Source organism: Halomonas sp. ALS9, from assembly GCF_001651035.1.
GTDB lineage: Bacteria > Pseudomonadota > Gammaproteobacteria > Pseudomonadales > Halomonadaceae > Vreelandella.
The window spans coordinates 1-26672 of record NZ_LXRG01000200.1; the positions used below are offsets into that span (position 1 = coordinate 1).

Annotated in this window: 21 protein-coding genes; 6 read left to right on the forward strand and 15 right to left on the reverse strand. The window is 57.6% G+C overall.

The genetic code is table 11. The features are described 5' to 3' along the window. Positions 1–99: 99 nt before the first annotated feature. Positions 100–996: a MurR/RpiR family transcriptional regulator gene (locus A6R74_RS17650; protein WP_064235801.1), complete on the reverse strand. Its 897-nt coding sequence runs from the start codon at positions 994–996 to the stop codon at positions 100–102. A gap of 162 nt (positions 997–1158) precedes the next feature. Between A6R74_RS17650 and A6R74_RS17655 the strand changes: the two genes are divergently transcribed. Next, the gene (locus A6R74_RS17655; RefSeq protein ID WP_064235802.1) at positions 1159–2484 is read left to right on the forward strand and encodes an aspartate aminotransferase family protein; all 1326 of its coding nucleotides are present in this window, start codon (positions 1159–1161) and stop codon (positions 2482–2484) included. A 61-nt stretch (positions 2485–2545) separates the two neighbouring features. Next, positions 2546–3145, forward strand: a complete 600-nt coding sequence (locus A6R74_RS17660; RefSeq protein ID WP_064235803.1) for a carboxymuconolactone decarboxylase family protein — start codon at positions 2546–2548, stop codon at positions 3143–3145. Positions 3146–3162: 17 nt separating this feature from the next. On the opposite strand, the gene argA is transcribed toward A6R74_RS17660, so the two are convergent. The 3 genes from argA to A6R74_RS17675 form a co-directional block, all read right to left on the reverse strand. Further along, positions 3163–4476, reverse strand: coding sequence for an amino-acid N-acetyltransferase (gene argA, locus A6R74_RS17665; RefSeq protein WP_064235804.1), 1314 nt, complete (start codon positions 4474–4476; stop codon positions 3163–3165). Positions 4477–4663: 187 nt separating this feature from the next. Continuing rightward, complete coding sequence (locus tag A6R74_RS17670) at positions 4664–5929, reverse strand: inorganic phosphate transporter (RefSeq protein WP_064235805.1); 1266 nt, start codon at positions 5927–5929, stop codon at positions 4664–4666. Positions 5930–5939: 10 nt separating this feature from the next. Next, positions 5940–6620: a TIGR00153 family protein gene (locus A6R74_RS17675; RefSeq protein ID WP_064235806.1), complete on the reverse strand. Its 681-nt coding sequence runs from the start codon at positions 6618–6620 to the stop codon at positions 5940–5942. 137 nt (positions 6621–6757) lie between these two features. On the opposite strand from A6R74_RS17675, the gene A6R74_RS17680 reads away from it, so the two are divergent. Together A6R74_RS17680 and A6R74_RS17685 are read left to right on the forward strand one after the other, a co-directional pair. Continuing rightward, a complete protein-coding gene (locus tag A6R74_RS17680; RefSeq protein WP_064235807.1) occupies positions 6758–7657 on the forward strand; it encodes a CYTH domain-containing protein in 900 nt (299 codons plus the stop codon). Between the two features lie 53 nt (positions 7658–7710). Next, entirely contained in the window at positions 7711–8643 is a 933-nt protein-coding gene (locus A6R74_RS17685) for an ion transporter (protein ID WP_064235808.1), read from the forward strand. 88 nt (positions 8644–8731) lie between these two features. Here A6R74_RS17685 and A6R74_RS17690 read toward each other — a convergent pair whose 3' ends face one another. The 3 genes from A6R74_RS17690 to A6R74_RS17700 all read right to left on the reverse strand — a co-directional run bounded on the left by A6R74_RS17690 (position 8732) and on the right by A6R74_RS17700 (position 11379). Beyond that, the gene (locus tag A6R74_RS17690) at positions 8732–9508 is read right to left on the reverse strand and encodes a 5'-nucleotidase, lipoprotein e(P4) family (RefSeq protein ID WP_064235809.1); all 777 of its coding nucleotides are present in this window, start codon (positions 9506–9508) and stop codon (positions 8732–8734) included. A gap of 203 nt (positions 9509–9711) precedes the next feature. Then, positions 9712–10335, reverse strand: a complete 624-nt coding sequence (locus tag A6R74_RS17695) for an L-threonylcarbamoyladenylate synthase (protein ID WP_064235810.1) — start codon at positions 10333–10335, stop codon at positions 9712–9714. A gap of 114 nt (positions 10336–10449) precedes the next feature. Next, positions 10450–11379, reverse strand: a complete 930-nt coding sequence (locus A6R74_RS17700; protein ID WP_064235811.1) for a PHP domain-containing protein — start codon at positions 11377–11379, stop codon at positions 10450–10452. 143 nt (positions 11380–11522) lie between these two features. Between A6R74_RS17700 and A6R74_RS17705 the strand changes: the two genes are divergently transcribed. Together A6R74_RS17705 and mnmC are read left to right on the forward strand one after the other, a co-directional pair. Further along, the gene (locus tag A6R74_RS17705; RefSeq protein WP_064235812.1) at positions 11523–11822 is read left to right on the forward strand and encodes a YciI family protein; all 300 of its coding nucleotides are present in this window, start codon (positions 11523–11525) and stop codon (positions 11820–11822) included. 158 nt (positions 11823–11980) lie between these two features. After that, a complete protein-coding gene (mnmC, locus tag A6R74_RS17710; RefSeq protein ID WP_064235813.1) occupies positions 11981–14005 on the forward strand; it encodes a bifunctional tRNA (5-methylaminomethyl-2-thiouridine)(34)-methyltransferase MnmD/FAD-dependent 5-carboxymethylaminomethyl-2-thiouridine(34) oxidoreductase MnmC in 2025 nt (674 codons plus the stop codon). 30 nt (positions 14006–14035) lie between these two features. Here mnmC and A6R74_RS17715 read toward each other — a convergent pair whose 3' ends face one another. From A6R74_RS17715 to A6R74_RS17750, 8 genes are all read right to left on the reverse strand, one after another. Further along, positions 14036–14311 (reverse strand): YheU family protein, encoded by a 276-nt coding sequence (locus A6R74_RS17715; RefSeq protein ID WP_064235814.1) that lies wholly within the window; start codon positions 14309–14311, stop codon positions 14036–14038. Further along, positions 14311–16344 carry an NAD-dependent DNA ligase LigA gene (gene ligA / locus A6R74_RS17720; RefSeq protein WP_064235815.1) on the reverse strand — a complete coding sequence of 678 codons (2034 nt, stop codon included), beginning with the start codon at positions 16342–16344 and terminating at the stop codon, positions 14311–14313. Before ligA ends, A6R74_RS17715 begins: the two co-directional genes overlap by 1 nt. A gap of 181 nt (positions 16345–16525) precedes the next feature. Then, the gene (gene zipA / locus A6R74_RS17725; RefSeq protein ID WP_064235816.1) at positions 16526–18373 is read right to left on the reverse strand and encodes a cell division protein ZipA; all 1848 of its coding nucleotides are present in this window, start codon (positions 18371–18373) and stop codon (positions 16526–16528) included. 517 nt (positions 18374–18890) lie between these two features. Beyond that, positions 18891–22385 (reverse strand): chromosome segregation protein SMC, encoded by a 3495-nt coding sequence (smc, locus tag A6R74_RS17730; protein ID WP_064235817.1) that lies wholly within the window; start codon positions 22383–22385, stop codon positions 18891–18893. A 24-nt stretch (positions 22386–22409) separates the two neighbouring features. Further along, a complete protein-coding gene (ccmI, locus tag A6R74_RS17735; RefSeq protein WP_064235818.1) occupies positions 22410–23648 on the reverse strand; it encodes a c-type cytochrome biogenesis protein CcmI in 1239 nt (412 codons plus the stop codon). Further along, positions 23645–24115, reverse strand: a complete 471-nt coding sequence (locus A6R74_RS17740) for a cytochrome c-type biogenesis protein (RefSeq protein WP_064235819.1) — start codon at positions 24113–24115, stop codon at positions 23645–23647. Before A6R74_RS17740 ends, ccmI begins: the two co-directional genes overlap by 4 nt. Next, on the reverse strand, positions 24106–24633 hold the full coding sequence (locus A6R74_RS17745; protein WP_064235820.1) for a DsbE family thiol:disulfide interchange protein: 528 nt from the start codon (positions 24631–24633) through the stop codon (positions 24106–24108). The genes A6R74_RS17740 and A6R74_RS17745 overlap by 10 nt, the downstream gene beginning before the upstream one ends. Beyond that, positions 24630–26639 (reverse strand): heme lyase CcmF/NrfE family subunit, encoded by a 2010-nt coding sequence (locus A6R74_RS17750; RefSeq protein WP_064235821.1) that lies wholly within the window; start codon positions 26637–26639, stop codon positions 24630–24632. The genes A6R74_RS17745 and A6R74_RS17750 overlap by 4 nt, the downstream gene beginning before the upstream one ends. Between the last annotated feature and the right edge of the window lie 33 nt (positions 26640–26672).

Sequence of the window (26672 nt, forward strand, 5' to 3'; positions counted from 1 at the left end):
CCAGTTGAATACCCGTCCCCGAAAGCGGCTGGGATTTAAGCCGCCGCTAGAGGTTTTTATGAATCTGATCAAGCGCACTCAGGAGGCGCCATCAGGCATTCATTGACCGAGTGTTGCACTTAGAGTTGGAGACCGCCAGGTATTGAGATGCGAGAGGTGATCATCCGCTTGCTGCAACGCCTCTAGCGTCTTAGGCCGGTCGAATTCCGCCAATAAGCTGCACAGCACTTCGGAGACCGCTAACGCAGGAGTTAGCGTATGGAAGAAGCTGTCGCTTTCCGTGGGACAAAAGATAGCCTGCTCTGACAGCGCTACCAGCGGCGACACCTCGCTATCGGTGATCGAAACAATGCCCACCCCCTTCTCTTTTGCCAACTGGGCCAGTTCCAGCGTCCCTGTTGCATAAGGTTTGATGGAAATAACCAGCATAACGTCTTCCGGTGTCGCACGAATTAACGCGTCTCCGCCGGTTCCCCCCGGGCCATCCAGGTGAACCGAACGCTCGCCCAGTAGGGTCATCACGTAATGGAAATGCCAGGCAATGGCATGGCTGGAGCGTAAACCTAGCACGTAGACCTTTCGCGCTGACCTCAGTCTATCGGCGGTGGCTTCCAGCCGCCGGAGCGAATCGGGCTCGCAGAGTTTAGCCAGCTGGGCACTTAGCCCTTGAAGCATATGAATGGCGATATCGCTGGCTACCGTTTCGCTACCTCCATCAACCCGCTGGCGAACCTTAGCCGCAAAGCCATCGCCGCCCTGCCTAAGCGCCGCCGCATAATGCGCCCGAAGTTCATCGTACCCTGGTAACCCCAAGAACTTGGCCAGCCGGGTCATGGTGGCGGGTTGTACCCCCGCTAGGCGTGCCACCTCGCGCATGGAGACCAGCGCTACTTCCTCGGGATGCTCAAGCACATAGCGCGCGGCCTGTTGCAGCTGCGGTGACATGGCATCGTACTGGGCAATCATCTGCTCTCTCAGCGAATCGCTTGGCTGCATAGTGGTTGGCTCTGTGAAGAAATAAGGGTTGGCTCTGCGAGAAAATGATCCATGTGACTCATATTATATTTAAATGATTTATTTGTTGCAAACATCTTTGTGAGTGTGCCAATCTCATTGTCGTATGAATTACTCACCGTTTGATAATGAGGGTCAGGGGCTATGACGCGTATTCTTCACCGCGGTATTGGCGGGGCACTTCCTTATGCCGCGTCAGCGCAAGGTGTCTATATCACCGATACCACGGGTCGGCGCTACCTGGATGGATCGGGGGGTGCAGCGGTTACCAGCGTCGGTCATGCTCACCCGGAAGTGCTGGCCGCCATGCGCGCACAGATCGATAGCCTTTGTTACGCCCATACCGCTTTTTTCACCACCGATGCCGCCGAAGAACTTGCTGAAAAACTCGTGGATTTAGCCCCGGTCGGGCTGGATTATGTTTATTTGGTGTCGGGTGGATCAGAGGCCGTTGAAGCGGCGCTGAAAATGGCCCGGCAGTACTTTGTCGAGATTAATCAGCCCCAGCGGCGGCACATCATTGCCAGACGCCAGAGCTACCACGGCAACACCATCGGCGCGTTGGCCACCGGTGGCAATGCCATGCGGCGCCAGCAGTTTCAGCCCATCCTGCCCGAAACCCACCACGTATCGCCCTGCTATGCGTATCGCGATAAGGGCGACGATGAGTCTCCGGAGGCCTACGCTGCAAGGCTTGCCGATGAGCTTGAGGCAAAGATTCTGGCGCTAGGCCCCGACGAGGTCATGGCCTTTGTGGCCGAACCCGTCGTTGGTGCCACCTTAGGGGCGGTCGCCTCTGAGGCGGATTACTTTAAACGCGTGCGTGCCATCTGCGATAAATACGGCGTACTGCTGATTCTCGATGAAGTGATGTGCGGTATGGGCAGAACCGGCACCGTCTTCGCCTGCGAACAAGACGGGGTAACGCCGGATATCGTTACCATCGCCAAAGGGCTAGGGGGCGGCTATCAGCCTATCGGCGCGGTGATGCTATCGGCCAAACTCTACGCCAGCTTCGCCAATGGGTCTGGGCTGTTTCAGCATGGCCATACCTACCTTGGTCACCCTGTCGCCGCTGCAGCCGCCAATAAAGTGGTTGAGATCATTGCACGTCCGGAAACAATGGCAAACGTTAATGCCATGGGCGCGAGACTGCAGAGCGGCCTTGAAGCGGCGCTTGGTGCCTCGCCCCATGTGGGCGATATTCGCGGCAGAGGCTTGTTTCGCGGTATCGAGCTGGTGGCGGATAGGGAAAGCAAAACGCCGTTCGACCCGGCTCGCAAGCTTCACGCCAAGATCAAACGTCAGGCCATGGCGCGGGGCCTGATCAGCTACCCAATGGGCGGCACTATTGATGGCATTAGCGGTGACCATATCCTGCTGGCACCGCCCTATATCATTGCCCCTGACGAAGTAGATTTGCTCATTGAGCGTATTGCCGCGGCCATCGACGCCGCTATCGCAGAGTGATGATGAAATAACAACTATCTCAAACAGCCATCTCAAATAACGATCTGACTGGAGCTCAGCCATGACAACCCCCGTGACACCGTCTCCCTGCCCGCCTGTTTCCGATGCCGACTGGCCTGAAGAGATCGCGGATTTACGCGAAGATTTTGCTGGCGCACTCAACGTTTACCGCACCATGGCCCACCACCCGGCCCTGCTTAAAGCATGGGCACCGTTGCGCCAACACGTTGTGAAGGAGAATGCCTTAGGCCCGGAGTTGACCGAAGTGGTGATTCTTCGCGCTGGCCTACGTATGGGCTCAGCGTACGAGTGGGCCCACCATGTCAGTCGAGCGCTCGCTCTAGGGTTCTCCGAGGCCCGCATCAATGCCCTTCGCGGTAACCCCGAAGGCGTTGACGGGCTTATCGTCAAGGCCGTGGATGCGCTATTTGACGAGCGCATGCTGGCCAGAGAGCAGGAAGCAGAGCTTGCCGAGGCAATCGGGCGCACCGCCGTCATCGACCTAATCGCCATGGTGGGTTTCTATTCGGTGCTGGGTTATCTGCTCAAAACCTACGACACACCGATTGACGACAATATTCAGCAAGAAGCGCAAAAAAAGCCGGCGCTGTTTTCCATAGCGCCGGGCTCCAGCTCATCAATCAGCGGTGCTAACGATTAGCCCGTTTTAAAAGCGAGTCACGTTAGTTGCTTGACCAGCACCTTCGATTTGCGGGCGTGATTGTAGGTTTCGCGTTTTAGCGGGGGTAGGTCTTCCAGGCTGGCGGTACGGAAGCCATGCTCGACAAACCAGTGTGCGGTGTGGGTCGTCAGCACAAATATTTCCGTTAAACCGCGCTGGCGGGCGCGGCGCTCCATGGCTTCGACCAAGCGCTCGCCGCGTTCGCCGCCGCGGTAGCTGTCGTGAACCGCCACGCAGGCCAGCTCGGCAATGCTGGTATCAGTGAACACGTGCAGCGCCGCACAGCCAATCACCATGCCATCGCGCTCGATCACCATGTAGTCATCAATCTCATGTTCCAGCCGCTCACGGGAGCGCGCCACCAGCATGCCCCGCCGTTCTAGCGGCTCCAACAGCTCCAGCAAGCCAGCTACATCGTTAAGCGTGGCCGGGCGCAGCTGTTCGTAGCGGTGCTGGGTGATCATGGTACCCACGCCGTCGCGGGTGAACAGCTCCCCTAACAAGGCGTCGTGGTTGCGCCAGGAGAGCAGGTGGGTGCGCGCCACGCCTTCCCGTGCGGCGGTGCAGGCGGCCTGTAAATGGCGGGCTAACTCGCTGCCTGGAACGGCGTGGGTTAAACGCGGCTCCGCCTCCGCTGGGGAGAGCTGGCGCAGCAGTGCGCCGTGCTCATCTTCCAAGCCTTCCGACTCGCCGAGCAGAATCAGCTTATCGGCTTTTAGCGCCACGGCAGCGTGCTGGGCAACTTCTGAAGCGTCTAGATCAAACACCTCGCCGGTGCTGGAGAACCCCAGCGGCGGCAGCAGCACCAGCGAGCCCTTTTCCAGCAGGCCTTCAATGGCGCTGGCACGCACCCGGCGCACTTCGCCGCTGTGGTCGAAATCGACCCCTTCGCGTACGCCTAACGGCTTGGCAGTCACCAGATTGCCGGAGATCACGCTGAGCTCAACACCGTGCAGCGGCGTGCTGGGCAGGCCTAGCGAGAGCCGCGCTTCCAGCCATAGCCGTTGATGGGCAGCGACCTGCTCTACATGGGCCATCACCGCGCGGTCGGCGACCCAGCGGCCCTCGATACGGGTGGGCTCAACGCCTGCCACCGTTAGGGCTTCATGCACCTGGGGTCGAATACCAAACACCACCACCAGGCGCACGCCCAGGGTATGCAGCAGCGCCAAATCCTGGATCAGCTGCTCCCCTCGCCCAGACGCCATCGCTTCGCCTTCAATTAAGATGACAAAGGTTCGCCCCCTGTGCGCATTAATGTAGGGGGAGGCGTTACGAAACCAATCAACAAAGGGGAAGCGCGTATCCAAGGGCCGCTCTCCGGCAGCAGGTGAAAGAAATATCAGACGTTTACCACATCCAATCAGGTTACTTTACCAGAGCACAAAAAACAGCGGCACCTTCTAATGTAAATCTGCTCAAACTAATGCAGAAAAACATGAAGATGCCGCTGTGATGTTACCGCTTGGCGACTTATAAGCGCATGCGAGCCTGTTGTTAGCCGAACATGCCCTTGAACATAAAGAAGAACAGAATCGCCAGGCCCGCGCCCGCGGGTAGGGTGATCAGCCAGGACATCACAATGGTGCCGATAACCCGCAGGTTTAGCGCGGCCATACCGCGCGCCAAGCCAACGCCCAGTACTGCGCCAACGAGGGTGTGCGTGGTCGAAATGGGCAGGCCAGTTCCTGAGGCCAACACCACCGTGGTCGCCGCTGCCAAGGTAGCGGCAAAACCACGACTTGGCGTCAGTTCAGTAATCCCGGTGCCCACAGTGGCAATCACTTTATGGCCGTAAGTGACCAAACCCACCACGATACCGCCGCCACCTAGCACCAGCACCCACCAGGGCACCAGCGCAGCGCTGTCGATCACGCCTTCGCTCCGTACAACGCTAATAACCGCCGCTAGCGGGCCCACCGCATTGGCTACATCATTAGAGCCGTGGGCAAAGGCCATGGCGCAGGCGGTAAAGATCATCAGCACGCCGAACACGCGCTCAACGTTGTCATAGCCGAAGTGATCGCTGTCGTTCTGCACGTATTTGACCCGACGCTGCATAAAAACACCCAGCGCCATGATAACCACACCCAGCAGAATGGAGAGCAGCAGGCTTTGGCCAAAGCTGAGATCCAAACCAACGTGGGACAGACCTTTGGTCAGCGTCACCATGGAGACAATAAAGCCGACCAGGAAGATATAGCCTGGCACGTAGCGTTTGGCTGCGGCAAAGGGGTCGTCGTTTTCAAAAATCAGGTGGTGAACCGACTTAAACAACACGAAACCGATCGTACCAGCAAGCAGTGGCGAAACAATCCAGCTGGAGGCTATTTGACCTACTTTGCCCCATGCCACAGCTTCCATGCCGAGGCCTACGGCACCAAAACCGACGATTGCACCGACAATGGAGTGGGTAGTAGATACCGGCCATCCACGGGAAGAGGCAATCATCAGCCAAATGGCGGCAGCTAACAGCGCCGAGAGCATCCCGTAAACCAGCAGTTGGGGGTTATCCGCCAACAGTACGGGGTCAAGCATTCCCCCTCGAATGGTCGCGGTGACTTCGCCACCAGCTAACCAAGCGCCAAGGAATTCAAAAATAACCGCGATAATGATCGCTTGTTTGATAGTGATCGCTTTCGACCCTACCGAGGTTCCCATCGCATTGGCGACGTCGTTGGCACCAACGCCCCAGGCCATAAAGAAGCCGAACAAACAGGCCAGGATGATAAAAATTTCACCGTGCTGGGCAATAATCAGCATGAAAGTCCCCTTAGCGGGCAGTCAGGATCTGCAGACGGCTACCCACACGCTCGGCGCGGTCGGATAGTTCACCCACCCATTCAATAATCTTGTAGAGAAAGATCACATCTACAGGCGGTAGCTGGCTCTCAAGCGCGAACAGCTGGCGACGAATGGTCACCTGTTGGTCATCGGCCTGATGCTCGAGGGTGTGCAGTTCACGGATCATCTTCTGCATCACATCGGAGACATTTTTGCCAAAGCCGGATTCAAGCAGGTCTTTAAGCTCTTCCAGCGCCTGGCGCGCTTGAGCCACGCAAGCCACGCTGGTTTGGATGTAGTCACGCATCGGTTCGGCCAGTTCATCCGGCACGCGCATTTTACGCCCCAGCATAATGCCGGTAATGTCACGCACCTTATTGGCGATTTTGTCCTGCACACTAATCAAGTCGAGCAGGTCAGAACGCGAGACGGGCAGGAACATGGTGTTGGGGAGGTTCAACCGCAGCTCGGTTTTCAGCGTGTCGGCGTCATGCTCTAAGCGGGTGACGTTTTCGCGCAGTTCAGCCGCTTTGTCCCAGTCACCAATAAGCGATGCCTCGAAGAACGGCAATAGCTGGTCGGCGCATTCATTGGCCTTGACGATGTGCGCCAGTAGCGGCTGGAATGGCGAGCGGCCAAACATCGAAGAAAAAGGATTGGAGGTAACCATAGTGCCTTTAAGCCTGTTTTCGGGGAGCCTGGAAATGGCGGCGCCAGTATAAAGAGTGCGCCCGCTGCCGTCATGAAAAGTTCATAAATGTAATCAAATATTCATCTAAATGTCACGAAAACGAGGTGGCGAACATCATGAAAACACCAACCCCCATCGAAGTGGAGCTAAAGCTAGCCCTCACTCCAGAGGGGCCTGCCGCGCTGCGCCAACACCCGCGCCTGGCGTCACAACCAGCGCTTCAGCAATCGTTGACCAATACCTATTTTGATTCCCCCCAGGGAGATTTGGCCAAGGCACGCATTGCGCTGCGCCTACGCCAGGTGGATGGTCAGCTACTGCAAACAGTAAAAACCGCGGGTCAGGGCGGCGGCGGGCTCTCGCAACGCCAAGAGTGGGAGTGGCAGATTACGGGGCCTGGGTTAGATTTAGCGACGCTTGCCGAACTCCCCCCTTTTCAAGGTGAGCTTAGCGGTGTGCTCGATGCCCTCGCCCCCCAACTCAGCACCGATTTCACACGGCGTAGCTGGCAGCTAAAAGAGGGTGCACAAGGCCAGGAGAGTCATATTGAGCTGGTGTTGGATGAGGGCGAAATTATTAGCGGTGGCTACCGCACACCGATTCGCGAAGCAGAACTCGAACTTAAAGGCGGCGACCCGGAAGCGCTGTGGGCACTGGCATTAACCCTTGCCGAACAGATAGCGCTGCGGCCTTCAGACAGCAGCAAAGCGGCCCGGGGTAATGCATTGAGCGAGCAACGCTGGCTGCTACCGCAAGCGCACTCCCCAGCGGAGTGGCAACACCGCGCCACCTTGGCACTGGACGCCTACCACGACAGCCAGCAGGCCAGCTTTCTAAGCGATGCCCAGCAGGCGTTGACCACCCTCGCCGATCACCCCGAACTGGATGTCACTTCGCGCGGCTATGCCCAGGCGCTTCCCAGCGCACTCGATGCCCACGGCCAGCCCAAGAAGGCTTACGGTAAAGCGGCGTTAGCACTCGCCCATCGCCTGGCGCACCAAACCGCGCTACGCTAGCGGTTTATCCCCCTTTTTCAGGACAGGATTGAGGCTCACTTCAGGATGATGCGATGAATTTAAACTTAACCCCTGGCGGAGAAGGCCTGCGCGCGCGGCTGTTCCACATCATCTTCGAATCCGACACGCCGGGCGCTAAGGCGTTTGATATCGCCTTGATCGTGGCCATTCTCATCAGCGTCGCGGTTATCCTGCTGGGTAGCGTTGAGCGCTATGCGGAGCACTACGGGGCGCTGTTTTTTTACGTTGAGTGGATCCTTACCCTGCTGTTTAGCCTTGAGCTAATTGTGCGCATCTACTGCCTGGAGCGGCCATTACTCTATCTAAAAAGCTTTTATGGCATCGTCGATTTAATCGCGATTCTGCCTACCTGGCTGGTGCTGCTGGTACCTGGCGCCCATGGGTTGGTGATTGTGCGCATCCTACGCGTGCTGCGTATCTTCCGCATTTTGCGTTTGATGGAGTTTGTCGGTGAAGCAGGCCTGTTAATTGATGCCCTCAAACGCAGCCTGCGGCAAATACTGCTGTTTTTCAGTGCCATTTTTATGGTGATCACGCTGTTTGCGGCGTTGATGTACACCATCGAATCGCCGGAGGCTGGCTTTACCAGTATTCCCATGTCGATGTACTGGGCTATTGTCAGCATGACCACGGTCGGCTATGGCGACATTGTCCCCGCCACCGCTCTGGGCAAAGCGATCACCATGGTGCTGATGCTACTCGGCTACTCGATTATTGCGGTGCCCACCGGGGTTTTCTCCGCCCAGGTAATTCGCTCGATTCGTGAGGATCGCTACTCCGAGGAAGCCTGCCCTGGCTGCGGGCACGACCGCCATGAAAAGCGCGCCCACTACTGCCTGCGCTGCGGCACCTGGCTTGATGAAGACAGCGAAGACCCACGCAAGAAAGACAACGACAAAAAAGAGGAAGCTCAAAAAAGCAGTGACGAGGGAGACGCAGACAAAAACGCGCCCCAGGACAGCTAGACTAAGTTGCTTAGAAACAAAAACTCAATGGCCTAACCTGGAGCGCGCAGCGTTCATTTAATGCGCAATGGAGTGGTTATCTAACCGATCACTCCACTTCGTGGGGAGCGTCCCAGGCATCTAGCTCGGCATCGCTCCAAGCGCCATAGGTTGCGTTGGGGAATACAATCCAGTCGTTACCAAACCGCTCGGCATTCTCCTCAACCAGCCCGTGCTGCTGTTCCAGATCGGCACCGGCGAAGTCACCCGCGAAATCGTGAAGCGAGTCGCCTAACTGCATTACTAGGGTGTGGTTATCAACCACCTCGGCACGGCGCTCCGCCTTGGCAGGCCCTAATAGCATCACGCTCTGTTCAGAGACCTGGGGCAGCTCTAGCGCTTCTAGAGTGGCGATCGTATCGGCCTCGTTCTCCTGATAGCGGTCGGAGACGTAAAAAATGGCCACGCCCTGCTCGTCCGCAAAATCCAGAAACGCTTTGGCTCCCGGCATTAAGCGCGGCTCGCCTTCACGTTCCCAATGCTTCCAGGTGTCCCAGGTGGTGTAGTCGTGGCACGCCTGCATATCGCGAACCAACAGCGCGCTATTATCCAGCACCGTTTCATCCAGGTCGGTAATGATAGCCAAGCCGTCGCTGCCACCATGCGCCTCGATCTGATCCTCAAGCCGATAGGTGGCGAGGGCAAACCCCTGGCGCTGCAGGGCGGCCGCTTCTGCAGACTGCTGCTGATAGCGCAGGCCCATCGCATAGGCTTCTTGAGCACACATTTCAGCATCATCGCTAGCCGCATGGCTGGCCAAAGGTAATGCGGTCAAACTGGCTAACGCTGCGAGACTAAAGAGGCGAGAAGTGAAAGGTTTCGTCATTAAATGATCTCCTGGAATAGGCGATCTCAAAAAGACGAGGCGAGTCCTCGCCTTAAAGGATCACGATTTATTATCGAAAATAAGCACAAGGATCATATTTTATTTTCATTGATCATTCAAACAACAATAAAACCAAGCGAATCCCTGCCCGATATGCCTACGAGTCAAGGATTTGCCTTAAAATTAGCCTTCAAGAAGTGCTGTTAGCCGACGAAAGGCGAAATATCGCCGCGCCCTTCACGGATGATTGTCGGCGGCAGTTCACGCAGGTCAATAACGCTTGTGGGGTCTAAATGGCAGGCACCGCCGTCGATAATGGCATCCAGATGAGCGCCAAAGCGCTCGCGGATCTCTTCCGGGTCATTCATGGGCAGATCATCGCCGACCGGGATCAGCGTGACGCTCATCAGCGGCTCACCCAATGCCGCCAATAGCGCGTGGGTAATGCGGTGATCCGGCACGCGTACACCAATGGAGCGGCGCTTGGGGTGCAGCAGCAGGCGCGGCACTTCGGATGTGGCGTCCAGAATATAGGTGTAAGGTCCAGGCGTGTGGGCTTTCAGAAGCCGGAACACGTCGTTATCCACCTTGGCGTAGGTGCCGATTTCCGAGAGGTCGGAACACACCAGGGTGAAGTTGTGTTTATCGTCCAGTGAACGCAGCCATTTGATCTTCTCGATGGCTTTCTTCTCGCCCAGGTGGCAGCCGAGCGCATAGCCCGAATCCGTAGGGTAAGCCACCACACCGCCTTTACGAATGATGGCAATCGCCTGATCAATCAGGCGTTTTTGAGGGTTTTCCGGGTGAATCTGAAAGTATTGGCTCATTGGTAGCTCCTATCCGTAGGCTCTTCTTGTACCGCATTCGTACAACTGTACTCATATAAACGTATTCGTATAACCGTACTCTTATCACTGCACTTCTAAAACATAGCGTAAACGCTAAGCGGGTTCCCCTGCCGCCAGCATTCCAGCGGGCGCATCGCGCAGGTGCACCAGACGTGGGTGCTGCCATATGGGGGGCGCCGCCGTGCGCGGCACCAGGCTCATACTGCCGGGGGCCGAGTGGCTGCCGGGAAAGTGAAAATCACTGCCCATGGAAGCATACAGTTCGCGCTCCACTAGCTGACGCGCCAGGTCACGGGTGCTATCCGGATTCTGCTGGCCGCTGACCAGCTCCACCGCCTGTCCGCCCGCGGCCTGGAAAGTATCCATCAATAGGCCACGCTTGCGCCGGGTTAAGCCGTGGCGCAGGGGATGGGCAATTACGGCCACACCGCCGGAGTCGACAATCCAACCTACCGCTTCGCTGATTTCCGGCCAGTGGGCTTTAACATCGCCCTTTTTGCCGCTGCCCAAATAACGCTTGAAGGCACTGGCCCAGTCGGGCACCACGCCTTCCTCCACCAGCGCGCGGGCAAAGTCCGGTCGGCCCAGGGGGCGGTCGCTGCCTGCGTGCAGGCGCGCTTTTTCCAGCGCGTTGGATAAACCGACTTTTTCCAGCCTTTCGGCGATGACTTCAGCACGCTGAATACGCGCTTCCCGCTGCTGAATCAGGCCTTCCACCATTGGCCCCTGCAAGCCGCCGGGCAACAGCGCCACCACATGAATATTGACCCCCTGCCAGCGTGTGGATAACTCGCAGCCGGGAATAAGACACAGCCCAGCTTGCTCCGCCGCACGGCCCGCTTCTTCAATGCCGTCCATGGTATCGTGGTCGGTGAGCGACATGTGCGTCAGCCCACGCTCGAAGCACAGCGTCACCAGTTCGGTGGGCGATAGCGCGCCATCGGAAGCGGTGGAGTGCATGTGCAAATCAACCGGGTAGCGTTGATCGGCATCAAAAGTAGTGGGAAGTAGAGGCATAAGCATGACGCCGTGTGGCCAGTTTGTCAGAATGCGTTTTTCAGCTGTGAATAAAGCCTTCGCAATGGGTAAGATATGGTGCGCGCTTATGCCAGTGCGGTCAATTAGCGGTCACGATGCATCCTCGTTTAATCAAGGAGTTAACCCCCATGCTGTATGCCATTATGAGTGAAGATGTGCCCAATAGCTTAGAGCGTCGCCTGTCTGCTCGGCCCGACCATTTAGCGCGCCTGGAAGCGCTGCGCGATGAAGGCCGCCTGGTACTGGCTGGCCCCCACCCCGCCATCGACGCTGAAAACCCCGGTGATGCAGGCTTTTCCGGCAGCTTGGTAGTAGCGGAATTTGCCAGCCTGGAAGACGCCAAGGCCTGGGCCGATGCCGACCCTTACATGATTGCAGGGGTGTATGCCAAGGTTATTGTTAAGCCGTTCAAGAAAGTTTTGCCTTGACCTCAATAGGCGAGTGTGGAGGATCCGTATGCTTTTACACAGAGCCTGTGGAAAACTCTGTGCAAACCCGGCGGACGCTTTGCGCTAAGCCAGAGATAACGCCAGCGCCGACAAATTGATCATTTTTTAACCACCTGTTCATCAATACGGATACCCGCGTGACCCAACGTTCAAACGCTTTGCCACCGCTGGCGGCATTAACCACGCCCACACTGACCTGGAACGAGGGCGCCCCCCACGCAACAGCGTTTGATGACATCTACTTTACCCGTGGCGATGGGCGCGCAGAGACCGAACATGTGTTTCTGGGCGCCAACCACCTTCCTTGGCGTTTCGCTGCCTGGGAGGCCTCGCGGCCCTTTGTGATTGGTGAAACAGGCTTTGGCACCGGGCTAAACATGCTCTGCGCCTGGGCCTGTTTCGAGCAACATGCCCCGCCTTCTGCACGGCTGCATCTGTTATCCACAGAGAAGTTTCCCCTAGCGCTTGGCGCCCTTGAACAAGCGCTAGCGAGTTGGCCCTCACTCGCCAGTTATGCACAGGCACTCTGTGCCCAGTGGCCCGCCGCCGTTAGCGGTATTCACCGCCTGAACTTAACCGAGCGCGTCACCCTGGATCTACATTTCGGCGACACCACCGAGCGCCTGGAACAGTTAGATGGTCTAGTCGACGCCTGGTTTTTAGACGGTTTTGCGCCGTCTAAAAACCCCGATATGTGGCAGCCGGCGCTGTTTAACGCCATGGCCGCCCGCTCGCGCCCCGGCGCGACGTTCGCCACCTTTACCTGCGCAGGCATCGTCAAGCGGGGCCTCAAAGCGGCAGGTTTTAACTGGAAGAAAGTACCGGGCTATGGCCGCAAGCGGGAGATGCTGGCAGGCAGTATCGAAACGCCGCCAGCGGATCAGCGCCGCCAATCAACGCCCTGGTTTACGCCGCTGCCTGCGGCTTCAGCAAAGCACGTTGTCGTCGTCGGCGCCGGGCTAGCAGGAAGCAGCATGGCGGCGGCGCTGGCGCGGCGGGGGGTTAAGGTAACCGTAGTAGAGCGCGAAGCCCCCGCCGCGGGTGGTTCAGGCAATCGCCAGGGTGCGCTGTATGTAAAGCTAGCGGCTGAGACCAACCACCAAAGCAGGGTTTATCTCGCTGGCTTGCTGTATAGCCAGCGCTGGCTTTCGCAGCAGCTATTAACACAGTCGTTATCCACAGCTCCTTTATGGCAGCCCTGTGGCGTGGTGCAATTGGCAAGTAGCGTTAAAGAGGCGCGTCGCCAGCAGCGCTTTATCGAACAGCACCCGCTGCCCGGCGAGGTGGTTACCGCCCTGGAGAACCCGGCGCTATCCGAGACGGCGGCCATGGCCATTGACGCCCCTCACGGGCTTTATTATCCACAGGCGGGCTGGGTAAGGCCGAAGGCGCTATGTGAGCATTTACTTAGCCAGCCAGGTGTTTCCTTCCAACAAGGCGAGGTTAGCTCCCTGACCCAACTAGAGGACGGCTGGCAGCTCAACTTGGCCGACGGCAGCACGGTTGAGGCGGATCAGGTGGTGATTGCCAGCGCCCATTTGACCAACCGCTTTGCGCAAACGGAGGAGCTGCCACTGCAGTCAGTGCGCGGTCAGATTAGTGAATTGCAGCTACCCAAAGAAGTAGCCGGCCCTAAGCGAGTGGTGTGCGCCGGGGGTTATGTGGCGCCTGCTCTGGAGGGCGTGCTGACCTTCGGCGCCAGCTTTGTGCCCAATAACGCAACGATTGATGTGACGGCTGACGACCATCAGCGCAATATCGATGAGCTGCGCCAGACGCTGCCCGCTTTGGTAGAGGAGTTGGCTCAGGCAGGTATCGAGCTGACGCCGGAACACCTTCAAGGCCGCGCGGCGGTGCGGGCAGCAAGCCCCGACAAGACCCCTTACGCAGGGCCGGTACCGGTGGCAGCGGCATGGCGCGCTGACTATGCATTACTCAGCAAAGACGCCACCCGGGTGGCAGATACGCCCGGTGAGCACTACCCCGGCCTGTGGATATCCACCGCCCACGGCTCGCGGGGATTAGCCAGCGCGCCGCTATGCGCCGAGGTCATTGCCTCACGAATCTGCGATGAGCCAATGCCACTGGAAGCGCCGCTAGTCGATCACTTGCATCCAGGGCGGCGCATTATCAGCGCGATTATTCGTGGCAAGAACGCCTAACACCTAACACCTAACACCTAGAACATAGGCTTAGATATCGCCCTCTTCCTCGTCGTCGGCGATATCGCGGCCAAACGATCGCCACCGAGCCAGCGTCATCACTTCGGTCATCTCCAGCTCAAGGTCATGGGCGATGATCAGCTCATTACGCTCTAGCTGCTGTTTCAGCTCGGCTACCCAGCCGTGCATACCCTCGCCGGTGGTATCAGTGGTGTCGTAGCCCTGGCGGGTCACAAACGCCTCTAACAAGGCATTGAGGGTATCCGGCGGAAGCATTCTGGCGGGTACTTCAATAAAACGGCTCATTAGCGCTGCTCCCACTCTGCTAAACGTTCAATAAAGGTGGCTTCGTCGACGACTTCCACGCCCATCTGTTCGGCTTTAGTGAGTTTACTGCCCGCGGCTTCGCCAGCGACCAGGCAGGTGGTTTTTTTCGAGACGCTGCCCGCCACCTTGGCGCCCAGCGCCTGCAGGCGCGCCTTGCCTTCATCTCGGGTCATACTCTCAAGCGAGCCGGTAAGCACCCAGGTTTGGCCTTCCAGCGGCGTGGGGCCCTGGGTGACTTCCGCCTCTTGCCAGGTAATGCCCGCGTCAATCAACGCGGCGATGGTTTCCTGGTTGTGCGGTTGGCGGAAGAAGGTATGCACATGGGCGGCGACAATCGGGCCGACATCGTTAACCGCTTCCAGCGCTTCCAACTCTGCGGCTTGAATGGCGTCTAAAGTACCAAGATGATTGGCTAGGTTGGCAGCCGTGGCCTCGCCTACTTCACGAATACCTAGGGCATAGATAAAGCGTGCCAAGGTGGTCGACTTAGCTGTTTCAAGCGCGTTGACCAAGTTGGTAGCTGATTTCTCGCCCATACGCGGCAGGCTTTGTAGCTGCTCGACGGTTAAATGAAACAGCGCCGCCGGGGTTTCCACCCAGTCCAGATCGACCAACTGCACGATCAACTTTTCACCCAGGCCGTCAATATCCAGCGCTTTGCGGCTAGCGAAGTGCTTAAGCGCCTCTTTACGCTGCGCGGCACAATAAAGGCCGCCGGAACAGCGCGCCACCGCTTCGCCTTCAAGGCGCTCGATATCCGAACCGCACACTGGGCAGTGTTCAGGGAAAATAATCGCCTTTGCATCTGCGGGGCGCAGCTCGGTGTGCACGCTCACCACTTGGGGGATTACATCACCGGCCCGGCGAATTGAGACTGTATCGCCGATCATGACGTCCAGGCGTTTAATCTCATCGGCGTTGTGCAGCGTGGCGTTGGAAACCGTCACGCCTGCTACGGTCACCGGTTGAAGACGCGCCACGGGGGTAATCGCCCCGGTACGGCCAACCTGGAACTCCACATCGTTAAGCGTAGTGACCTCTTCCTGGGCAGGGAACTTGAACGCCACCGCCCAGCGCGGCGCGCGGGCGACAAAGCCAAGCTCTCGCTGGTAGCGCAGATCGTTCACCTTGATCACTACGCCATCGATATCGAACCCTAAACCGTCACGCTTTTCGCCTAGCTGCTCGCAGTAGTCGGCAACAGCCTGGGGGCCTTTGACTATCTGCAGCTCTGAACTGGCACGAAACCCTAGTGTGGATAACCGCGCCATTAATTCGCTGTGAGCCGTATCGCCAAGATCCGGTTCCAAGCGTGCAGCTTGGTAGGCGTGAAACTCCAGCGGACGCTTAGCCGTAATGCGCGGGTCGAGCTGACGCAGGCTGCCCGCCGCTGCGTTACGCGGGTTGGCAAAGACCTTGCTGTCTTCTTGCCGAGCTCGCTCGTTCAGCGCCTCAAAGCCAGCGTGGCGCATAATCACCTCGCCACGGACTTCCAGCAGCGCGGGTACGTTTTTGCCCATCAGCTTTAACGGCACCGAACGCAATGTGCGCAGGTTTGAGGTAATGCCTTCCCCGGTGCGGCCATCGCCTCGGGTCGCTCCGCTTACCAGTACGCCCTGCTCATAGACTAGCGAGACGGCGGCACCATCCAGCTTTGGCTCGCAGGTAAACTCAACGTCGTCTGCGCTGCATTCAAGGCGCTCGGCCACCCGCTCGGCAAAGGCGTGAATATCGTCACGACTAAAGGCGTTATCCAGCGACAACATGGGGATCGCGTGGGCCACCGAAGGAAAGCCGTCCGCAGGGGCAGCGCCAACGCGCTGGGTCGGCGAATCGGTGGTCACCAGCTCTGGATGTTCGCTCTCCAACTGCTGTAGGCGCTGAAATTTGCGATCGTAATCGGCATCCGTGAGCGTCGGTTCATCGAGCACGTAGTAGCGGTAGTTGGCCTCGTCCAGGGCGGCCCGCAGTTGGGTAATCTCTTCCAGAGATTGAGAATCAGACTGACTCATTAGGATGGGTTCCAGTACTAGCTAAAAGCGGCAGCGAAAATGCAAAAGTTAAATTTAAAAAAGCTAAGTTTCAAAAACATAAAAATGACAAAACGTCAGCGTATTGAACAGAAACACCCGCCTTCTGGCAAGAAGGCGGGTGTTCGCGGCAAGTGCTGCTTCGTCGGTTAGTGGGCGACGTTTAGCGCGCTTGCATCTGACGGTGCAGCCTATGGCGGCGCTCAAACTCACGCACCCGCTGACGGGCGAATTCGATGGTTTGTGCGGTCATCACGCTGCGGTTTTCATCTTTCAGCTCACCGCCCATATGGCGTACCACGACCATGGCGGTTTCTACCATCGCTTCAAAGGCAGCGGCGCTATCAATGGCGCCAGGCAGCGGCATCAGCAGCGTGATACCCGGCGTCATAAACTCACCCATTTCTTCAATGGGGAAAGTACCCGGCTTAACCACGTTCACCATCGAGAACTGAAGCTCGCTATCATCGCTCTCGGTTTCAAAGCGGTGGAATACGCCCATTGCGCTACTGTAACGCAAACCGCACACCATCATCAGGTCGAGCAGTTTGGTGCCATCGAAGCCTTCCGGGTCTCTGGAGAGCACGCTAATCACCACGACTTCTTCTGCGTTAGTCAGCGTTTCTTTAGCGTGCTCACCGCTCACATCATGACGTAACGCTTTTTCTAACGTTGGGTGTATGCGAACTCTCTCATTCACCTCACGCTCGTCGGCAGCTTGGCTGTCATAAGCGTTAGCCTCAAAGCTTTCTTCAAAACCATCTTCCTGGGAATACTCACTGGTTTCGTAGCGACGCGCTTCTTCCTCTGCAGCACGTTGCTGAGCGGCGAGCCTATCTGCAGCCGCCGCACTAGCTGCTGCTTCTTCACGGGCTTGGGCCTGCTCTTGGGCGAGACGCGCACGCTCTGCGTCGGCGGCTTCTTTGGCTTCACGCTTTTGCTCTGCTTCCAATGCTTTACGCTCAGCCTTCTGTTTGGCCAAGGCTTTATCACGCACTGCTTTCTCGGCTTTTTTACGCTGTTTCTCTTTACGCCGTGCAATTAGACGACGCTTCAGCGAGCGTCCCATGCCTTCAAAGTCGACTAGGCGATATTCATCAACTTCGTCATCATCCAACTCGTCGTATTCACCCACTGTGTCAGAGCGCAACTGGCGCCGCTTAGGCGAGTGCTCATTGGCGTGCTTAGCAAACACGGCGTCTTCTGGCTCCGCCCGCAGTACAGGTTCTTGCTCAGTCTTTTTCTCAGCTATTTGCTCAGATTCTGGTTCATATTCAGGCTCAGAGCGGAGCGGTGCCGACATTTCAGTGTCTGCTTCACTGGCAGAAAGCGAGATGGCGTCAGAGGCCGCTGGTCGAGTCGCTGCAGCTTCAGCCGCCGAAGCATTGGGCGTCGCAGCATTAGTCGTCGCAACATTGGACGTCGCAACAGAGTAAGCAGGCTGCTGAGGTACAGCTTCCTTGACTTGCGACGTCTCAATTGGCGAAGCGTCGGTCATTGAGATACTGGGCTCGCGACGCTCGTGTTCTGTCGGCGCATTATTGGCAGCATATGAAGTAGCCGCGACAGAAGTCACTGGCTGCTCTGGCTTAGTAGCTACGCTGGGATAAACCGCTGCGCTGGGCGCTGGTTTCGCAATTGATGCCGCTTTATCTAGTTTGCTTGCCTTATCTGCTTTTCGCTTGGCCGCTTTAGCAGAGGCTGAACGTCTAAACTCGGAAAGCACCCTAGAGGGCCCTGGATGCTCTTGACGTTCTAACTTTGGTTTATTACCTAAGCCACTATAGTCAGCGGGCTTAACAACTCGCGCACCGCCATTAGGAAGTTCCCAATTGATCTCCGCGGCTTTAGCAGCCTCATCGGGATCATCGAGCGAACTGCCGGAAAGATCTTTCTCCGCCTGATCCAGACGGGGTACGCGTCGCTGACGTTGAAGTCTCCGCACACCGTCAATAACGATGAGCGATACCAACGCCAGCCCTAAAATGATTAGCCACTCTCTTAGTTCCATGTCGAACGTTCCATGGTCGTCTTGCCGGTTGCTAAGGCACTGGGTCTAAAAAGGCATGCCTGAATTTGGATAACTGTAACTGCTATTTGATAAGTACTTGTCACCAAGCATAGCGCGATTGTGGTGAAAATGGCCAATTTTTGCTGTATTTAACGCGATTTTCACGTTTTGGCAAAATTTTGACACTGTTTGAGGCGAAGCAGTTCGACCTTAACTTCAAACAAAAGTGCCACAATCATTTGCTCTAACATCTATGATTAGCTTTATAAAGGAATCCTAGAAGCAAGAAAAGCCGTTTTGACAGCCGTCTCACCCTTCAGTGTATATTCTCTCTATAAGCCGTTTAACCATCTCAAGCGCGCTATTAGTAGGGGTAATATAGTTAAGTTGAGCGCTTTAGGACATTTTTTTACGCATTTAGCCAATAAAAGATTACCCACTTGGCGTTTGTCTCTCCCGCTTTGTCGCTCGAAATAGATTATTCAGGACTCACTCACAACACTTTCTTAGTTTTGCTTTAATCAACTAACGCCGCTGCCTCTTCAATACCCACCGAGACTAAACGCGAAACGCCTGGCTCCTGCATGGTGACCCCCATCAAACGCTCGGCGGCTTCCATGGCGATCTTGTTGTGGGTGATATAGATAAACTGAACGTTTTCAGACATTTCCTTCACTAGCCTAGCGTAACGTCCGACGTTGGCGTCATCCAGCGGCGCATCCACTTCATCCAGCATACAGAACGGCGCGGGGTTAAGCTGAAAGATCGCAAATACCAGCGACAGCGCAGTCAGCGCCTTCTCGCCGCCCGAAAGTAGATGAATTGTGCTGTTCTTTTTACCCGGGGGGCGAGCCATTATCGCCACGCCGGTTTCTAAGAGATCATCACCAGTGAGCGTTAGCCATGCAGCACCGCCGCCGAATACGCGTGGGAAAAGGGTTTGTAGCCCGGTATTCACCTGCTCAAAGGTTTCCCGGAAACGCACGCGGGTTTCCTGGTCGATTCGTTTGATCGCCCTTTCGAGGGTTTCCAGCGCCTCGGTCAGCTCGGCGTGCTGGGCCTCCAAGTAATTACGCCGTTCGGCCTGCTGATCGTACTCCTCAATGGCGGCCAGGTTGATCGCCCCCAAACGACGGATTTTATCTGTGGTGCTTTCCAAGAGCTCTTGCCAACGGGTTTCCGTCGCTTCCTGGGGCAGTTGCTCGGTAAGCGTTTCAACGTTATGACCTAATTCCGCCAGTTGCTCATCCTGGGTGGCGGCTTTGAGCGCTAGCGCCTGGGCATCCATACGCCGCTGCTGTAACTGCTCGCGGCTCTGTTCCAGGTTGCGCTCGTGCTGTTGGCGGGCCAGTTCATCATTGCGCAGCTGCTCTGCCAGCCCCTGAGCCTGCTGTTTAGTAGCGTTTAAGCGTCCTTCCTGCTGCTCGCGCTGGTGAAGCAGTTCTTCGAGCTCTTCTCCTGCCAGTTCATCGGGCTCAATCAACATCTCCCGCGACTCTTCCAGCTCGGCAATCCGCAGCGCTAGGCGCTCTTCAGAGTCGCTGGAGCGCGCCTGCTGGGAGCGCAGGCTATCGCGCTCGGCACTTAAACGTTCCCGCTCAAGTGCCAACGCCTGCTGCTGCGCTTTGAGTGGAGCATGCTGCTGAGTGAGTTGTTCTCGCGCTTCGCGTTGCTGGTTGCGCTGCTCGGCGCTGGCTTCCCGCGCTTGCGCTGCACGTTCCAACTGTTCCATCGCCACGTCCCAGCGGGCGCGCTGCTCGTCGATGGTAAGCGCTAACTCTGCTTCATCCTCTTGCAACTGGGCAAGTTCAGCATCGAGCTCAGTGGCGCGGCTTTCTAGATGTTCCAAGCGCTGGGCTAAACTGCGCTCTTTCACCGCCAGCCGTTGCAGGGTGGTAGCGTGGGCACGCTCCTGTTCGGCCTGCTGCTCGCGGGTCTGCTCCAGTGTTTCAATCGTCTCACTGGCAGCCTCACACTGCTCTTCCGCCAGCGCCAGCGCTTCTTCTTCACTTTCGCGCTGAGTGGTCAGTTCGGCGTAGCGGCGACGGGTTAGCAGTAGCCCATCGATACCTTCGCCGTTGGCCTGCTGGCTCAGCCAACCGCGGCCTAACCAAACCCCATCCTGGCTCACCACGCTTTCGCCAGGGGCCAGGTGCGCGACCTGCTGCTTCGCCTCTTCAGCGGTTTGCGTATAGTGAATGCTTGCTAACCATTCGCCCAGCGCCCCTGCGTTTTTTACCAAGCCATCCAGCCGCTGCCCTGATGCTGAGGCGGCAGGCGACGTTTGATCGATCAACCGCCAGTCCGTGGCTAACGCCTCGGGCAAAGCAGCCAGCTGCTCGCGCGCCACCAGACGGGCATTGAGCCAGGGCGCCAGCAGCCAGGACACCAGCGTTTCCCAGCCGGGCGCTACCTGCAGCACTTCCCCAAGCTGAGGCGCATCCGCCAAGCCATGCGCTTCCAGCGTCGTGCCAATGGCCGGATCGTGATCGGCTAAGGCGGCGTCCATTAATGCTTGCAGCGAAGCCAGCTCGCCCTGGCGTTGGCTGAGTTCGGCGCGCTGTTGATCCCGTGCCTGAGTTGCCTGCTGGTAAGCCGCTTTGGCATCGCCGTAGCGCTGCTGCCACTGGTCGCGCTGGGTCTGAAAACCTTCCGCCTGCTGCTGGGCATCGGCTAACTGCGCCTCACACACGGCGTGCTCTTCACGTAGCGCGGTGAGATCGGCGACCTCGCTGCGCTGCTGGCGACGGCGCTGGTTTTCCGCCTGCAGGCGCGCAATACGTTGTTCAAGATCACGCAGTTGATCCTGGCTGCGATCTGCATCGCGGCTGGCATCTCGCCAGCGGGTTTCGGCATCGGCCCACTGCTGTTCGGCGGCTTCCAGTGCAGGAGAGGCGTCGGCCAACGCCTGTTCCAGGCTTTCAAGCTGCTCTTCCAGCGCTTCGTGTTCCGGGAGCAGATCGTCAAAGCGCTCGTCAATGGCGGCTAAACGCGCCTGATCGCCTTCACTGACCCGGCGCTGCTCGTCTAACTCGCGCCGCGCCGTGGCGATATCACTGGCCAACTGAGTTTCACGGCTACGCCGGTGGGCCTGATCCTGCTCTAAACGCGCAATCCGCGTGGTAGTTTCAAAGAACTGCTGCTGGTGGCGGTCGAGCACTTCAGAAAGTTCGTCGTGTTGTTCGCGAGCTTGCTCCAGACGGGTTTCGCACTGGCGTACGCCGAAGACATCTTTTTCAACGGCTATTTCCAATTCGCGGACACGGCTTTCTTGATGCGACTGCTCCGCCCGCAAGGCGCGCCCGCGCAATAGCGCCAGCTCACCCTTAAGTCGATACTCCTGCTCTTTTAGGTCTTGATAGCGTTTGGCGGCTTCGGCCTGACGCTTGAGACGCTCTAGCTGCTTATCCAGCTCTTCGCGAATATCGTCAAGGCGTTCCAGGTTCTCCTGGGTGCGCCGCATGCGGTTTTCGGTTTCCCGGCGGCGCTCTTTGTACTTGGAGATCCCCGCGGCCTCTTCAAGCGTTGAGCGCAGGTCGTCGGGGCGCGCTTCGATCAGCCGCGAAATCATTCCCTGGCCGATAATCGCGTAGGAGCGCGGCCCAAGGCCGGTACCCATAAACAGGTCGGCGATATCGCGGCGACGGCACTTCTGACCGTTAAAGAAATAGTTGGACTGTCCGTCCCGGGTGACCAAGCGCCTTACGGCAATTTCCGCATACTGGGCATAAACACCGCCCATGCCGCCGTCGCGATTGTCGAACTTGAGTTCTATGGACGCCTGACTGATCGGTTTACGGCCGGTGGAGCCGTTAAAAATAACGTCGGCCATGGATTCGCCGCGCAGGGTTTTGGCGGAGGACTCCCCCATCACCCAGCGCACGGCGTCAATAATATTGGATTTTCCGCAGCCGTTAGGACCCACAATGGCGGTCATATTGCCATCAAAGGGCACCGTGACGGGATCCACAAAGGACTTGAACCCGACTAAGCGAATCGACGTTAAGCGCATACCGAGGCGACGTTCCCGTTGCGGTTATTCAAAAACACGGTTAATCACCACTTCAACCGCTTCACCTTCGTCGATCGGCCCTACGCTGACGCTCTCAAGGTCACCAAACAGATCCCCAGGCTGGGGCGTTGCTTGGCCGGAGGGAGAAACGCGTACCACCAAGCGCGCTTCACGTACCTGGGAGATCTGCGCCTGGGGCGACATAGCAGCGCTGTCGTTTAGGGTCACCGTCATGGGCAGCTCAGATACCTGCGCACGCACCACGGCAAGCGGCGGTAACTCGCCCTCAAGATCGCGGGCAGTGATAAACACCGTGTCGTTAACGCCAACGCGCCCGGCGAGTTCTTCGTCTAATGCAACGCGAACTCGAATGCCATTGCCCTCGGCAATGGCCTCTTCAGATTCTATGCCCATGCGTTCCTGAGCTACACGAATACCCTCGCGTAGCGAGGCAACCGTGTTGGGATCTTCGATATTGGCAATCGCTCGGCGCCAGTGATCAATGGCCTGTTGGTAATCGCCGTTATCAAAGGCGTTAACTCCCAGTAGGCCCAACACCGTGGGCTGACGAGGGTCTTGTTCCAGGGTCTCATCGACCAGCGCCTGCACTTCGTTGGTCAGCTCGCGCTCGGCCATAAAGAAACGAATTTGCGCCAGTTGTGCGAGCAGCGGTGGGATGCGTCCTTCAATCTCAATCAAACGCTCCAGGGCGTTCACGGCCTTGGGCATTTGCCCGGTTTCGCGGTAAAGCGGAAACAGTGTGCTCCACACATTGGGATTATCCGGCTGGCGCTCGGCCTGCTCCTCCATGCGTTCGATATACATGGCGAGCGATCCTTCAGGGTCGTTCTGCACTTCTTGTTGCACGGCCAGTAACACCAGGTCGCCCTCAGCGCCCTTGTGCTGGTACCAAATGACGCTTACGGCCACCACAGCGACCATGACCAGTGGCACGACAATTCGGCCGGCGCTGGCTGTTTTTAACGGCCGACGCTCGCGAAATGCGGTGTCTTCCAGCAGGCTACGCTCAAGCTCGAGGCGGTCTTCTTCAAAACGTGCGGCATCAATATCACCGCGCTCCTGGGCCGCTTCCAAGGACGCCAGACGGCGCTTAAAAATCGCTACGTTCTGCTCCGCGGAGGTGTCGTTGGCTTCAAAATCGCGCTGCTGGTCATGCAGTGCACGCGCGTTTCTTAGCGGCGACACCAGCAGCCACAGCGCGGGAACCAGTAAAACGGCAATCGCAATCCAGAGCAGCGTCATGAAGACCTCTTACGGTTAGTCAGCGCTTCTATACGCTGGCGCTCTTCGGGGCTCAACGCTTTAGCAGAGGCGTTGCGGCGGGCACGGATCATCAGTACGACCACAACAGCGCCCAGCAATACCAGGCCGATGGGCAGGCCCCAAAGCAGATAGGTGCGGCTCTCTAAACGCGGGTTGTAGAGAATATATTCGCCAAACCGCTGCACCATGTGATTGATGATTTCGATATCCGACTGGCCGTCTTGCAGCAGTTGATAAACGCGGTCGCGCATATCGGCTGAAATAGGGGCGTCGGAGTCATTGATCGCTTGGTTCTCACACAGCGGGCAGCGCATGGAGGCGGTCAAGTCGTGATAACGCTTCTCCGTAACAGGGTCGTCAAATTCACGCAGTTCAATGCCGCCCGCCATTACGCCAAACGCCATGACTAGCAGTAGTAGCGCTGTTAGGGTTCGCATTAGCGCCATTTTTCCACCTCCGGCAGAATCCGCTCGCGCACATCTTGGGGTGATACATAGCCTTTATGGTGGTAGCGGATCACCCCGTCGGCGTCGACCAGGAAAGTTTCCGGCGCACCGTAGACGCCGAGATCAAAGCCTAGCTCACCTTCTGGGTCGAAAATATTCACCTCAAACGGGTCGCCAAATTCGCTGAGAAACTGCATGCCCTTCTCACGGGTATCGCGGTAGTTAACCCCGATCATGCGAATGCCGTGGTCAGCCAGCTCCAGCAACTGCGGCATCTCCTGCTTACAGGCGGGGCACCATTCGCCCCATACGTTTACCAGGGTCACTTCACCCTCTAACAGCGTTTGGTCGACGCGGCGATTCTCATCACGTAGCGTGGCGGCTTCAAAGGGCGGGAACTCCCGCGCCATCAGCGCTGAGTCGCGCTGGGAAGGATCCAGCGAAAGGCCCTGGTAAAAGAACAGTGCCAGACCTAAAAAACAGAGCGGCAGCAGTAATAACAGCAGTCGTCGCTTCATGCCGTTGCCTCCCGCGCGCTATCGCCCTTGCTGGTCATATTGGGCGCTTCACGGGTTACCGTGGCGCGCCGATAGCGCTTGTCGAGCACCGCCAGCACACCGCCGAACGCCATCAGCAGCGCACCTAGCCACAGCCAGCGAACAAATGGCTTGTACTGCACTCGCATCGCCCAACTGCCATCGCCAAGGTTTTCCCCCATGGCTACATAGAGGTCGCGGAACAGCCCTGGGCGCAGCGCTACTTGGGTCATTGGCATACCGGTGGCCAAGTAAAGGCGTTTTTCAGGTCGCATGGTAAAGCTGCGGCCTGACTCGCCCCGCTGAACCTGAATGATCGAGGTGTCAGCCAGGAAGTTAGCCCCACGACGCTCGGTCAACTCGGTCATGGTGAACTGATAGCCGGCTACTTCGACCGTGGTGCCCGGCGACATACGCACATTGCGTTCAATGTTGTAGTTGGATACCACGGCAACACCGACGATAGTGACCGCAACGCCGACGTGACCCAACACCATGCCCCAGTAAGCCAGGGAGAGCTTGCGGACACCGGCAACAAACGAGCTGGCGTGGCGGGTTTTGTCGAACACATCACGCACCATGGGCAGCACAATCCAGAGTGCAGCGACAATGCCCAAGGAGACAAACAGGTTCCACTCTCCGCGATACAGTAGTGGCATCAATATGCCCAGCACCAGGGCAGCGACGCCTGCCAGCCACAGTTTACGGATCAGATCCCGCGCCGCCATGCTTTTCCAGCGCGTTACCGAGCCTAGCCCCATAAAGATGCACATCACCACGGTGAGCGGCACAAACAGGGCATTAAAATAAGGCGGGCCTACGCTGATTTTCCCCAACCCCAGAGAGTCCAAGATGAGCGGATAGACAGTGCCCAGCAGCACGGTGACGGTCATGATCACCAGGAAGATATTATTGACCAGCAGCAGCGCATCCCGGGAAAGCCAGTTAAAGCCGACTTTATGGCTTACCCGCGGTGCGCGTAGGGCAAATACCAGCAGCGACAGCGTTACCGTAATGGCCAGTAGCATCAAAATAAAGAAACCGCGGGCAGGATCGTTGGCAAACGCGTGTACCGAGGTCAGCACCCCAGAGCGCACCAGGAAAGTACCCATCAGCGATAGCGAAAAGGTCGAGATCGCCAACAGTACGGTCCAGCTTTTAAACGAGCCACGCTTCTCGGTGACCGCCAGCGAATGCACTAGCGCGGTTCCCGTCAGCCAGGGCAGTAGCGAGGCGTTTTCGACCGGATCCCAGAACCACCAGCCGCCCCAGCCAAGCTCGTAGTAGGCCCACCAGCTACCTAACGCGATACCGACGGTTAGAAACGCCCAGGCCAGATTCGTCCAGGGCCGTGCCCAGCGCGTCCAGGCCGCATCTAAACGCCCGCCCATTAGCGCGGCAATAGCGAAGGCAAAGACCACGGAAAAGCCCACATAGCCCATGTAAAGCATCGGCGGATGTACGATCAACCCGAAGTCTTGCAGCAGTGGGTTAAGGTCGGCGCCATCCTGAGGCATGTCGGGCAGCAGCCGCTCGAAGGGGTTCGATGTGATCAGAATAAACAGCAAGAAACCGACGCAGACCATGCCCATCACGCCCATCACGCGCGCGACCATATCCCGCGGTAAGTTGCCGGTGAACAGGCTAGCCGCAAAGCCCCAGCCCGCGAGCATAAAGCTCCATAGCAGCACCGACCCTTCGTGGTTGCCCCACACGGCGCTGAACTTGTAGTACCAGGGCAGCAGCGAATTGGAGTTGTTGGCCACATTGGCCACGCTAAAGTCGTCGAGCATGTAGCTGGCGGTCAAACAGGCGTAGGCAATAGCAATAAATACAAACTGCCCCACCGCCATGGGTTGACCGTAGGCCATCCATAGTGGTCGCCTTGTCGCCGCACCGGCCAACGGCATCACCGCCTGCACCATCGCCATCAGCAGCGCGATGATAAGAGCAAAGTGGCCAATTTCAGGGATCAGTTTAATAAGCATGAGTGCTCCGCATAAGGCTTTGTTGCCAACCCT